This window comes from Deinococcus sp. (assembly GCF_030523985.1).
In the GTDB taxonomy this organism is placed as follows: domain Bacteria; phylum Deinococcota; class Deinococci; order Deinococcales; family Deinococcaceae; genus Deinococcus.
Map to the genome: position 1 here is coordinate 1 of NZ_JAUNHK010000083.1, position 11,750 is coordinate 11,750.

General features: G+C 66.9%; 10 protein-coding genes. 6 read left to right on the plus strand and 4 right to left on the minus strand.

Translation table 11 applies throughout. The annotated features are described in order from the left end of the window. Positions 1 to 601: 601 nt before the first annotated feature. The 6 genes from Q4C89_RS11335 (at position 602) to Q4C89_RS11360 (ending at position 9,602) form a co-directional block, all read left to right on the plus strand. On the plus strand, positions 602 to 1,516 hold the full coding sequence (locus Q4C89_RS11335; protein ID WP_303102723.1) for a ribokinase: 915 nt from the start codon (positions 602 to 604) through the stop codon (positions 1,514 to 1,516). Between the two features lie 57 nt (positions 1,517 to 1,573). Further along, positions 1,574 to 4,108, plus strand: coding sequence for an excinuclease ABC subunit UvrA (gene uvrA, locus Q4C89_RS11340; RefSeq protein ID WP_303102724.1), 2,535 nt, complete (start codon positions 1,574 to 1,576; stop codon positions 4,106 to 4,108). Between the two features lie 105 nt (positions 4,109 to 4,213). Further along, positions 4,214 to 5,734, plus strand: coding sequence for a Ppx/GppA phosphatase family protein (locus Q4C89_RS11345; RefSeq protein WP_303102725.1), 1,521 nt, complete (start codon positions 4,214 to 4,216; stop codon positions 5,732 to 5,734). A gap of 51 nt (positions 5,735 to 5,785) precedes the next feature. Continuing rightward, positions 5,786 to 6,694, plus strand: coding sequence for a pyridoxal kinase (gene pdxY / locus Q4C89_RS11350; RefSeq protein ID WP_303102726.1), 909 nt, complete (start codon positions 5,786 to 5,788; stop codon positions 6,692 to 6,694). 72 nt (positions 6,695 to 6,766) lie between these two features. Continuing rightward, complete coding sequence (locus tag Q4C89_RS11355; protein ID WP_303102727.1) at positions 6,767 to 8,167, plus strand: NCS2 family permease; 1,401 nt, start codon at positions 6,767 to 6,769, stop codon at positions 8,165 to 8,167. Between the two features lie 133 nt (positions 8,168 to 8,300). After that, positions 8,301 to 9,602 carry an aspartate aminotransferase family protein gene (locus Q4C89_RS11360; RefSeq protein WP_303102728.1) on the plus strand — a complete coding sequence of 434 codons (1,302 nt, stop codon included), beginning with the start codon at positions 8,301 to 8,303 and terminating at the stop codon, positions 9,600 to 9,602. Here the strand turns inward: Q4C89_RS11360 and hpaH are convergent. The 4 genes from hpaH to Q4C89_RS11380 all read right to left on the minus strand — a co-directional run. Then, a complete protein-coding gene (hpaH, locus tag Q4C89_RS11365; protein ID WP_303102729.1) occupies positions 9,586 to 10,392 on the minus strand; it encodes a 2-oxo-hept-4-ene-1,7-dioate hydratase in 807 nt (268 codons plus the stop codon). The two genes, Q4C89_RS11360 and hpaH, sit on opposite strands and share 17 nt — an antisense overlap. Next, the gene (locus Q4C89_RS11370) at positions 10,386 to 10,772 is read right to left on the minus strand and encodes a VOC family protein (RefSeq protein WP_303102730.1); all 387 of its coding nucleotides are present in this window, start codon (positions 10,770 to 10,772) and stop codon (positions 10,386 to 10,388) included. The genes hpaH and Q4C89_RS11370 overlap by 7 nt, the downstream gene beginning before the upstream one ends. Then, on the minus strand, positions 10,769 to 11,209 hold the full coding sequence (locus Q4C89_RS11375) for a 5-carboxymethyl-2-hydroxymuconate Delta-isomerase (RefSeq protein ID WP_303102731.1): 441 nt from the start codon (positions 11,207 to 11,209) through the stop codon (positions 10,769 to 10,771). Before Q4C89_RS11375 ends, Q4C89_RS11370 begins: the two co-directional genes overlap by 4 nt. Before the next feature lie 14 nt (positions 11,210 to 11,223). Continuing rightward, the coding region (locus Q4C89_RS11380; RefSeq protein WP_303102732.1) for a fumarylacetoacetate hydrolase family protein at positions 11,224 to 11,750 on the minus strand (527 nt) is incomplete at its 5' end.

Below are 11,750 nucleotides of genomic sequence, written 5' to 3' on the forward strand. Positions count from 1 at the left end.
CAAGGGGTCGGTGGTGGTCACATTGTCCTCCATGCGCCACGTCCGGCGCGGGGTTTGTTCGGGTAGGCGCGGCGCGGGGTCGCGGTCAGCCCGGCAGTGTAGCGCGAAAAGGGGCAGGGGAAGCGCCGCCGGGAAAAGTGGGCTGATTGACTCATCGTCTAGAGGTGAGAGGTCTGGGAGGAGTTGGCGTGGAAGCGGCTTGTGTTGGGGGGGTGAAGGCTTGAGCTTTAGCTTTTGGCCCCAACCCCAAACCCCTATCCCCAGGGGGGACAGGGGCTTAACGCTGGCGCTGTGCACATGGCGGTGGGTTCGCTGGCATGGCGGTTTTGCTCTGTTGCACGGGGGCTGGACGCTGCTGTTTCTCGATTCGTGTGCGGCCCGTGCGCTTCGCGCCCGACGGCCCTCTGAATTCTGCGTTTCTCGGCTCTTTGTGGGGGGGTAAAGGGGTCAGGGGTGATTCTGGTACAGAAATTAGGGGGTTTTCAGGTGTCGAGGGCTTTCTTCCGTCTTTTGCTCTCTGTGCCCGCTGTAGCCCTTCGGCAGTCAGACGGTTTGACCTTCAGACAGTTCGACCCTCCTGCCTATGCGCCATGCTGGGGCCATGCCTGCTTCCATACTCGTGGTCGGAAGTGCCAACGTGGATTTCGTGACCCGGCTGCCGCATCTGCCCGTGCCCGGCGAAACCGTGCTGGGCGAATCCTACACCATCGCGCCCGGCGGCAAGGGGGCAAATCAGGCTGTGGCCTGTGCGCGGGCCGGAGGTCAGGTGGCCTTCTGCGGGGCACTGGGGCGTGACCCCTTTGCCGACCTGCTGCTCGACTCGCTGCGGCAAAGCGGCGTGCAGGACTGGACGCGGCGGGCCGACCTGCCCACCGGGGCCGCCTTCATCAGCGTGTCGGATGCGGGCGAAAACTGCATCGCGGTGGCGTCGGGGGCCAACGGCACGCTGCGGCCCGCGCAGTTGCCCGCGCTGGGCGGCGTGCGCTGGCTGGTGCTGCAACTCGAATTGCCGCTGGACACGGTGCTGGCGGCAGCGCAGGCGGCGCATCGGGCAGGCGGGCGCGTCGTGCTGAACGCCGCCCCGGCGCGTGAGTTGCCCGCCGAACTCTGGGCGCGACTCGACGTGCTGGTGGTCAACGAAGGCGAACTGACCGCCCTGGTCGGGCCGGGCGACCTGGACGGGCAGTTGCGGCGGGCGCAGGCGCGGGGGCCGCAGACCGTCATCGTCACATTGGGCGGGCGTGGCTGCCGGGCGCGGCAGGGGGAGGAGACGTGGAACCTGCCCGCCCCGACTGTCCCGGTGCGCGACACCACGGGGGCGGGTGACACCTTCGTGGGCGTGCTGGTCGCCCGGCTGGACGCAGGCGAGCCGCTGCCCTCGGCGCTGGCCTGGGCCGTCGCTGCCGGTGCGCTGGCCTGTACCCGCGAGGGAGCGCAGCCGAGTATGCCGACCCGCGCTGAAATCGAGGCGGCGCTGGCGCAAGAGGGCAGTCTGCCTGCCGCCGACCCGATGTAAAGACCCTGTCTGGCCTGACTTGCCCGCCCCGCCGCCCGCCGCCGATACTGCCGGGTGATGAGTTCTCCGTCCTCCCCCGACTTTCCCGCCAGCGGCTTCGTGCAGGTGCGCGGCGCACGCGAACACAACCTCAAGGACATTTCGGTCAGCCTGCCGCGTGATGCGCTGGTGGTCTTTACGGGCGTGTCGGGGTCGGGCAAGTCGTCGCTCGCCTTCGGCACGCTCTACGCCGAGGCCCAGCGCCGCTATCTGGAATCGGTGTCGCCCTACGCCCGGCGGCTCTTTCATCAGGTGGGGGTGCCCGACGTGGACGCCATCGAAGGGTTGCCGCCCGCCGTCGCCTTGCAGCAGCAGCGCGGCACGCCCACGGTGCGTTCGTCGGTGGGCAGCGTCACCACCCTCTCCAACCTCCTGCGGATGCTCTATTCGCGGGCCGGGGACTATCCGGCGGGGCAGGACATCGTGTACGTCGAAGGATTTTCGCCCAACACGCCGGAAGGAGCTTGCCCGGCCTGTCACGGTCTGGGCCGCATCTACACCGTCACCGAAGCCTCGATGGTGCCTGACCCGTCGCTCACCATCCGCGAACGGGCGGTGGCCGCGTGGCCCCAGGCGTGGGGCGGGCAAAACCAGCGCGACATTCTGGTGAGCCTGGGCATAGACGTGGACATCCCCTGGCGCGACCTGCCGCAGGACACCCGCGACTGGATTCTCTTTACCGACGAGCAGCCCGTGGTGCCCGTCTACGCGGGCCTGACGCCCGAAGAAACCCGCCGCGCCGTGAAGAAGAAGCTGGAGCCGAGCTATATGGGCACCTTTTCCAGTGCCCGCCGCCACGTGCTGCACACTTTCGCGCAGACCGAGAGTGCCGCCATGAAAAAGCGCGTCAAGGCGTACATGCTGACTGAGGAATGCCCGCTGTGTCACGGCAAACGGCTGCGGCAGGAAGCCCTGAATGTCAAATTTGCCGGGCTGGACATCACTGAACTCTCGCGGCTGTCGCTGGAGCGGCTGGCCCAGGTGCTGCGCCCCTACGCCGAGGAACGCGACGAAGGCCACGCCGAGCGCGTGCGTGAGCGCCCCGAACAGGCCATCGCCCTGCAGCGCATGGCGAGCGACCTGACCCGGCGGCTGAACGTGCTGCTCGACTTGGGCCTGGGCTACCTGCAACTCGAACGGGCCACGCCCACCCTGTCGCCGGGCGAGTTGCAGCGGCTGCGGCTGGCGACCCAGCTCTATTCCAACCTGTTCGGGGTGGTGTATGTCCTCGACGAACCCTCCGCCGGACTGCACCCGGCTGACACCGAGGCGCTGCTGCGGGCGCTGGCGGGCCTCAAGGCGGGCGGCAACTCGCTGTTCGTGGTCGAGCATGAACTGGACGTGATTCGGCAGGCCGACTGGCTGGTGGACGTGGGGCCGGAAGCGGGCGAGCGCGGCGGGCAGATTCTCTACAGCGGGCCGCCTGCCGGGTTGCAGGGCGTGGAGGCGTCCCAGACGGCGCACTACCTGTTCCGCGAGCAGGCCGCCGAACCGCATATTCCCCGCGAGCCGTCGGGCTGGCTGGAGCTGAGCGGCGTCACCCGCAACAACCTGCAAGACCTGAGCGTGCGCTTTCCGCTGGGCGTGCTGACGAGCGTGACGGGCGTTTCGGGGTCCGGCAAATCCACCCTGGTCAGTCAGGCGCTGGTGGACGCCCTGTCGGCCCATTTCGGACAGGCGGCTACCCTGGACGACGACACCGACGACGAGGACACGCCCACGCCAGAGGCTGGGGCCGCCGCGCACCTCGGCGGCGACCTGCGGCAACTCACGCGGCTGGTGTGGGTGGACCAGAAACCCATTGGCCGCACGCCACGCAGCAACATGGCGACCTACACGGGCCTGTTCGACCACGTCCGCAAGCTGTTCGCCTCCACGCCGCTGGCAAAAAAGCGCGGCTACAGCGCGGGCCGCTTCTCCTTCAACGTCAAGGGCGGGCGCTGCGAACACTGCCAGGGCGAAGGCTGGGTGATGGTCGAACTGCTGTTCTTGCCGAGCGTGTACTCGCCCTGCCCGGTCTGTCACGGCACGCGCTACAACGCCGAGACACTGGAAGTCGAGTACCGGGGCAAAACTATTGCCGACGTGCTGGGCATGACCGTCGAAACGGCGCACGAATTTTTTGCCGACGAGAGCAGCATTTTCCGCTCGGTGGACACCCTGCGTGAAGTCGGGCTGGGCTACCTGCGCCTGGGACAGCCCGCCACCGAACTCTCGGGCGGCGAGGCGCAGCGCATCAAGCTCGCCACCGAGTTGCAGCGCGGCGGGCGCGGCGGGGCCATCTACATTCTCGACGAACCGACGACGGGCCTGCACCCGGCAGACATCGAGCGGCTGCAAAAGCAACTCGCCCGGCTGGTGGGGGCGGGCAACACCGTGCTGGTCATCGAACACAAGATGCAGGTGGTGGCGGCGAGCGACTGGGTCATGGACATCGGCCCCGGCGCGGGCGAGGCGGGCGGGCAGGTGGTCGCCCAAGGCACGCCGCAGCAGGTGGCCCAGGCCCAGGGCAGCCGCACCGCGCCGTATCTGCGCCGGGCTTTGGGCCTGTAGGCGGTGCAGCGCTCAGGCTTGCTGACCTTGAGTTGGTTTTTCCCTTTCCCACCCGTCCCAGCGCCTCGGGCCGTACAGAGCGGCGGAGGCGCTACCCTGACGCTCATGCGGGTCGCTGTTGCCGATGTGGGTACCAATTCCAGTCATCTCCTGATTGCCGAGGCCCTGCCCGGACAGGCGGCGGGCTTTCACGTGATTGACGCGCTCAAGGACCGCACCCGATTAGGCGAATGCCTGAACGAACGCGGCGAGATGACCCCCGAAGGCGAAGACCGCTTGGCCTCGGCCCTCACCCGCTTTCGGGAACTGGCGGCGGGCGCGGGTGTGGCGGACGTGCGGGTCTACGCGACCTCGGCCCTGCGCGAAGCGCCCAACGGGGCCGAAGTCGCCGAGCGGGTTCGGGCACGCACCGGGCTTTATCCCGCCGTCATTAGCGGGCAGCGCGAAGGCGAGTTGACCTACCTGGGCGTGATGCAGGCCGTCGAACTGGGCGAGGACAACGTGCTGCTCGACCTCGGCGGCGGCAGCCTCGAATTCGTGCGCGGTGACCGGACTGGTTCGCACGACGTGCTGAGTCTGCCGCTGGGGGCCATTCGCATGACCCGCGCCTTTCCCGAAAAGTCGGTGGGCGGCAAGTCGGGCGCTCGGGCCACCGCCGAGGCTGTGGCGGCCCATGTCGGCGAGTCTTTGCGCCCCGAGCGTGAGCGGTTCGCCGCCCGTCCCGGCACCCGCTTTTTCCTGTCGAGCGGCACCGCCGAGGCCGCCGCCGAAGCCATCGCGCAAGCACGCGGCGACCTGGGCAATGGGGTCAACGGCACCCGCCTGACCCTGGACGAACTGCGCGACCTGCTGAACCAGATGACCCGCTTGCGGCCCCAGCAGCGGGCGCGGGTGCCGGGCATGGAGCGCCGCGCCGACACCATTCTGGCGGCCCTGAGCGTGCTGCACGCGGCGCTGGAACTGCTCGGCGCCTCCGAAGTGGTCGTCAGCGAGGGAGCGCTGCGCGAAGGGATGCTGGTCGAGGAACTGCGGCAATTCCAGTCCTTCAGTTCGGGCCTGAGTACCCGTCAGCGCAGCGTCCTCGCCACCGCCGAGCGGTTCGGGGTCAACCTGTCGCACGCGGGTCAGGTCGCGGAACTCTCGCGCCAGCTGTTCGATGCGCTGGTGGAGGCAGGCCAGAACTTTCACCCCGAGGCCCGCAGTCTGCTGACCGCTGCCGCCATGCTGCACGAATCGGGCCAGATCGTTCACCAGAGCAGCCACCACAAACACAGCGCCTACCTCATCCGGCACGCCGGGCTGCGCGGTTTCGGCCCCCACGACATCGAACTGATGGCCCAGATTGCCCGCTACCACCGCCGCAGCTTGCCCAAGCCTTCGCACACCGAGTTTGTGGCCCTCAGCAGCGAGGACCGGGCACTGGTGGCGCGACTGGCGGCGATTTTGCGCGTGGCAGACGGCCTTGACCGCGCCCACACCGGTCTGGTGCAGGTCGTGTCGCTGCGTCAAAATCCCGACTGGCAACTGCGCGTGCGGGGCGTCACGCCGCTCGACCTCGCAGGCGTCACCGAAAAAGGCGACCTCTGGCGGCGTGAATTCGGGGCGCTGAACGTCATCGAGGTGTAAAGGGAAGGGGAGGAAGACCGACAAGGGCGGCGAAACCCTATGCTGTACGTCATGTCTGAGCGTTCCCTCCCCCCCCTCCCGCGCAACCTCCTGAGCATTCAGTCCTGGGTGACTTACGGTCACGTCGGCAACGCGGCGGCGACCCTGCCCCTGCAACGCCTGGGCTTCGAGGTCTGGGGCGTGCAGACGGTGCAGTTTTCCAACCACACCGGATACGGTGCCTGGACGGGTCAGGTGTTCGAGCCTACGGTGATTGCCGAATTGCTCGACGGCATCGAGGCGCGGGGGGTGCTGCCGGAGTGCGACGGCGTGCTGAGCGGTTACATGGGCTCGGAAGGCACCGTGGCGGCGGTGGTGGCGGCGGTGAACCGGGTGCGGCAGGCCAACCCGGCGGCGTTGTACTGTTGCGACCCGGTGATGGGCGATGTGGGGCGCGGCGTGTTCGTGCGGCCCGAACTGCCCGCGCTGATTGCGGCCCAGGCGATTCCCGCCGCCGACATCGTGACGCCCAACCAGTTCGAACTCGAATTGTTGACCGGACAATCGGTACATACGCTGGCCGACGCGCTGCACGCCGCCCGAATGCTGCGCGAGCGGCTGAACCCTGCTGGGCCGCGCATCGTGGTCGTGACCAGTCTGGTGCGCTCGGACGCTCCGGTGGGCAGCATCGAAACGCTGGCGGTCACGGGCGAGGGGGCGTGGCTGTGCCGCACGCCGCTGCTGCCGCTCGACCCGCCGCGCAACGGCACCGGGGACGCCATCGCCGCGCTGTTCTACGGTCACTTCCTGCGAACGGGCGACGTGGCCCAGGCCCTCAGCTTCGCCATGAGCGCCCTCTACAGCCTGCTCGACATCACCCACCGCCTGAATACCCGCGAAATTCAACTCGTCGCCGCGCAGGACGAATTCCTCCAACCGTCCGTGCTGTTCCCAGCCGAGGCGGTCGAAGGGCAGGTCTAAAGATCTAGAGGTCTGAAGACGGCGCGAAAGAGCAGTGGCCCTTGACCACTTTCTCAGCGTATTCTCAGACCCGTGACGACTTCTGCACCCCCTCCTTCGTCGGCTCCCCGCTCGGGGCTGGACCGGTTCTTTGAAATCACGGCGCACGGCTCGACCATTCCCCGCGAGATTCGGGCCGGACTGACCACCTTCCTCACGATGAGTTACATCCTGTTCGTGAATCCGCAGGTGCTGTCCGCCGCCATTTCCATTCCCAACGGCTTTGCCCAGTTGCTCAGCGCCACGGCGATTGCGGCGGCGTTCGGTTCGCTGGCGATGGGGCTGGTCGCCCGCTATCCCTTCGCGCAGGCGCCCGGCATGGGCCTGAACGCCTTTTTCGCCTTCACGGTGGTGCTGGGCCTCAAGGTGCCCTGGCAAACGGCGCTGGGAGCCGTCTTTATCAGCGGTCTTCTGTTCGTTCTGCTGAGTCTTCTGGGAGCGCGGCAGGCCATCGTGCAGGCCATTCCACAGAGCATCAAATTCGCCATCACGGGCGGCATCGGGGCGTTTCTGGCCTTCCTCGGCCTGAAAAGTGCCGGAATCGTCGTGACCAACCCCGCCACCTTCGTCGGCCTGGGCAACCTGACCAGCCCCGGCGCGTGGCTGGCGCTTTTCGGCCTGCTCGTGACCGGGGCGCTGATGGTGCGGCGCGTGACCGGGGCCATGCTGTGGGGCATCCTGCTGACCTCGGTGCTGGCGATTGTGCTGCGCCTGCCCGTGTTCGCCGGGGGGCCGGAAGGGGCGCTGCGGGCCTTCCCCGGTTTTCAGGGCCAACTGCTGGGCATCTTCGGCGCTCCGGTGTGGCCGGTGGACCTGATGGGCCAGCTCGACCTCGCCGGGGCGCTGCACATGGGCCTGCTGAGCGTGGTCTTCACCTTCTTCTTCGTGGACTTTTTCGACGCCACCGGCACCCTGACCGGGTTGGCCCAGAAAGCCGGATACCTCGACCAGTCCGGCAACATGCCGCGTGCCCGCCGCCTCTTCGCGATGGACGGTCTGGCGGCGATGTTCGGCGCGGTGGTCGGCACCAGCACCACCACGGCCTATATCGAGTCGGCCAGCGGCATCGGTGAAGGCGGGCGCACCGGCCTGACGGCGGTCACGGTAGGGGTGCTGTTCCTGTTTGCGCTGCTGCTGTGGCCCCTGGCGGCGGCGATTCCGGCGGCGGCGACGGCTCCGGCGCTGATTCTGGTCGGTGCCCTGATGATGGAAGGCGTCAAGAACATCGAGTGGGACGAACTGACCGAGGGCCTGCCCGCCTTCCTGACCATCATCCTGATGCCGCTGACCTTCTCCATCGCCAACGGTGTCAGCCTGGGCGTGATTTCCTACGCGGCGCTCAAGCTGCTGGGGGGCCGGGGCCGCGAGGTCAGCCCGATTCTGTATGTGCTGGCGCTGCTGCTGCTGGGGCGCTACATCTGGTTGATGGAATAAGCCGAATACTTTAACGAAGGGGCAGCGGGCCGGGGTGTGGTCCGCTGCCCCTTTTTTCGGGAAGGCAAACCCTGGGCTATCCTGGCCGCATCACTTCATTGTTGTCGCCGCCCTGGCGCGGTCAGGAGCCTGCATGTCCAACGTCTTTTACCGTTCCAACAAACCCTACCCCGTCGCGGTGCGTGGCGAGGGCGTCTCCCTCTACGACAGCGCCGGAAAGCGCTACCTGGACGGCAGTTCGGGCGCATTGGTCGCCAACATCGGTCACGGGCGCCGCGAGGTGGGCGAGGCGATGGCGGTGCAGGCGGCGCGGCTCCCGTTCGTTCACGGGTCGCAATTTTCCAGCGACATCCTGGAAGAGTACGCGGCGCGGCTGGCCCAGTTCTGCGGGATGCCCGAGGCGCGGTTCTGGGCGGTGTCGGGCGGGTCGGAGGCTACCGAGAGCGCCATTAAACTGGCCCGTCAGTATCAGAAAGAGCGCGGCGAGGTCGGGCGCTACAAAATCGTGACCCGCGTGCCCAGCTATCACGGCGCGTCGCTGGGCAGCCTCGCCGCCAGTGGCATGGGCGCACGCCGCGAACTCTACACCCCACTGATGCGCCCGGAGGCGTGGCCCAAACTGCCCAAGCCCGATGCGAACCGCGACGGAGCCGAGGACGCCGAGCAGCTTCGCGCCCTGCTGGAGCGAGAGGGGCCAGACACGGTGGCCGCGTTCATGGCCGAACCCGTCGTGGGCGCGTCCGACGCGGCGCTGGCTCCCGCCGACGGCTACTACCAGCGCGTCCGCCAGATTTGCGACGACTATGGCGTGCTGTTCATTGCCGACGAAGTGATGTGCGGCATGGGACGCTGCGGCACCCCGCTTGCCGTGTCGCAGTGGGGCGGGGTGCAGCCCGACATCGTGGTACTGGGCAAGGGCCTCGCCGCTGGATATGCGCCGCTGGCGGGTCTGTTGGCTCCGCGGCAGATTTACGACACCCTGATGGACGGCTCGGGCGCGTTCATGCACGGGTTTACCTACGCGGGCCATCCGGTCAGCGTGGCGGCGGGCCTCAGCGTGCTTGACATCGTGGAGCGCGAGGGACTGGTGCAGGCCGCTCAGGAACGCGGCGCACAGCTGTTGCAGGGCCTGCGCGAGTTGCAAGCGCAATTTCCGCAGATGCTCACGGTACGCGGCACGGGCCTGCTGCTGGGCGTGGTGCTGGGCGACCCCGCCACGGGCCAGAGCTTCGAAACACCCGGCCTCGCCGCCCGCATCGGCAGCGAGGCCATGGGGCGCGGTCTCATCACCTACCCCGGCAGCGGCGCCGAGGACGGCAAACGCGGCGACCACCTGTTGCTGGGGCCGCCGCTGAGTATCACCGGGGAAGAAGTGGAGGAACTGCTGGCCGTGCTGGGCGAGGCGCTCGGCGCTGCCTTCAGCGGCCAAACCTGAACGCCACGCCCCCCAGCGGGCCGTAATCGGCATGGAAGGTGTCGCCCGCTTCGGCCTCCACGGGGCGGGTAAACGACCCCGCCAGGATGACCTGCCCCGCTTTCAGCTTGCGCCCGTGTGGGGCGTACTTGTTCGCCAGCCACGCCACGCCGTTGGCCGGGTGGTTCAGTACGCCCGCCGCCACGCCCGTTTCCTCGATCACGCCGTTGCGGTACAGCAGCGCCCCCACCCAGCGTAAATCCAGGTCGAAAGGCCGCACGGTACGCCCCCCGGTGATGATGCCCGCGTTGGCGGCGTTGTCCGAAATGGTGTCGAACACCTTGCGCGTGGCCTTCGTCTCGGGGTCAACCTGCTGAATTCGGGCGTCAATAATTTCGATGGCGGGAAAGACGTAGGCGGTGGCGCTCAGCACGTCGAACACGGTGCAATTCGGCCCTTGCAAATCCTTGTCCAACAGGAAAGCCAGTTCCACTTCCACACGCGGCACGATAAAGCGGCTCGTCGGCACTTCGGAACCTTCGGGAAACACCATGTCGTCCAGCAGCACGCCGTAATCGGGTTCGGTGATGTTGCTGCTTTTTTGCATGGCCCGTGAGGTCAGACCGATTTTGTGGCCGTAAATCTTGCGCCCCAGCGAAAGCTTGTGGCTGACCCAGGCGTCCTGCACGCGGTAAGCGTCGTCAATGGTGATGTCGGGGTACTGCCGCGAAAGTTGCCCGATTTGCGTGCGCGTTTCCTCGGCGTGGTGCAGTCTCTTGGCGGCGTCCTGAATTTGCTCTGCGGTCAACATGGTTCCTCCGTAAGTGGCCCGCGCAGGCCGATGCAGTTGCCCCAGGGGTCGCGCACCTGACCCATGCGCTGCCCGCCTTCAATCTGCATCGGCCCCCGGTAGAGTTCAGCGCCCAGCGACTGGAGATGCGCCAGCGCCGCCGCAAAATCTTCCACCCGCCAGTACACCACCGACCCCGCCGCGCCGGACTGAACCTTGGCATCGGCGGGCACGAGTTCCAGCATCACGCCGCCGCAGTCCAGATATTCAAAGGGCGAATCGGGAAAGGTGCGGCGCACGGCGTCCGGAAAGGCTCGCGCGTACCAGTTCAGCCCCTCGGCACTGTCGGCCACGTGAATCATGACGGCGGCGATGGGAAACGGGGCAGGGGAGAGCTTCACTCTCTGTACCTCGCGTGAACGTTGTTTTTCTTCCAAGTTCCCGCCTCTGAAAACTCGCTGATCTCGGCGGAAAGCATCAGCCCATGCGCGGCGAAGGCTTCGGCAAAATGTTCGGTCAGCACGGCAAAGAGCTGGTCGCCCGTTTCCTTCTTGACTTCCTCGCTGCGGCCCTGTGCCAGCTTCAGCGACAGGTGAACGAAAGCGTCCGAGGGTTCGGAAGAGTCGGCCAGCGCGTACTCGCTGAGGCGGTAGGCCCGCGCCCGGATGCCGCCCACGGGGAAAATGTCGGGCCGCGCCAACAGCACGCCGTTCAACTTGCGGAGCAACTCGGGAATGCGCGGGTTCTGGATGTTGTCGGTGTATTCGATGGTGAGGTGGGGCATAAAGATGATGGGTGATAGATGATGGATGATGGAAAAAGTCAGTCTATCTCCCATCATCCATCATCCATCTACCTTCTTTCCCCCTCTTCCGCCACCAGAGGCTCGGCACTCTCGTCTTCAAGCGCCACCGGGTTTTCTAGGGCGCCCAGGCCGTCAATTTCCATTCGCATCACATCGCCAGGGTGAACGTGGCTCACGCCTTCGGGGGTGCCGGTCAGAATCACGTCGCCCGCTTCTAGGGTCATGAAACGGCTCATGAACTCGATCAGTTCGGGGCCGCGCCGAATCATGTCCGAGGTGTTGCCTTGCTGCCGCAATTCGCCGTTGACATACGAGCGAATGCCCAGGTTGTACGGGTCGGCGATTTCGTCGGCGGTCACAAAGTACGGCCCCATTGGCCCGAAGGTGTCCCAGCCTTTGGCCCGCATGGGGGGGCGGTAATAGTTGGAGACGTAATCGCGCACCACGAGGTCGTTGGAAATGGTGTAGCCGCCTATGTAATCTTCAGCGTCCTTCGCCTTCACGCGCCGCGCATCCCGCCCGATGACGATGCCGAGTTCGCACTCGTAGTGCATGTACTTCGCGCCGCGCGGAT

Excerpts from the sequence above, each read along its gene's own strand:
- pdxY (WP_303102726.1), top strand. The coding sequence starts at position 5,786 with ATGTCTGAGCGTTCCCTCCCCCCCCTCCCGCGCAACCTCCTGAGCATT.
- Q4C89_RS11345 (WP_303102725.1), top strand. The coding sequence starts at position 4,214 with ATGCGGGTCGCTGTTGCCGATGTGGGTACCAATTCCAGTCATCTCCTG.
- Q4C89_RS11375 (WP_303102731.1), bottom strand. The coding sequence starts at position 11,209 with ATGGGAGATAGACTGACTTTTTCCATCATCCATCATCTATCACCCATC.
- Q4C89_RS11335 (WP_303102723.1), top strand. The coding sequence starts at position 602 with ATGCCTGCTTCCATACTCGTGGTCGGAAGTGCCAACGTGGATTTCGTG.
- uvrA (WP_303102724.1), top strand. The coding sequence starts at position 1,574 with ATGAGTTCTCCGTCCTCCCCCGACTTTCCCGCCAGCGGCTTCGTGCAG.
- hpaH (WP_303102729.1), bottom strand. The coding sequence starts at position 10,392 with ATGTTGACCGCAGAGCAAATTCAGGACGCCGCCAAGAGACTGCACCAC.
- Q4C89_RS11360 (WP_303102728.1), top strand. The coding sequence starts at position 8,301 with ATGTCCAACGTCTTTTACCGTTCCAACAAACCCTACCCCGTCGCGGTG.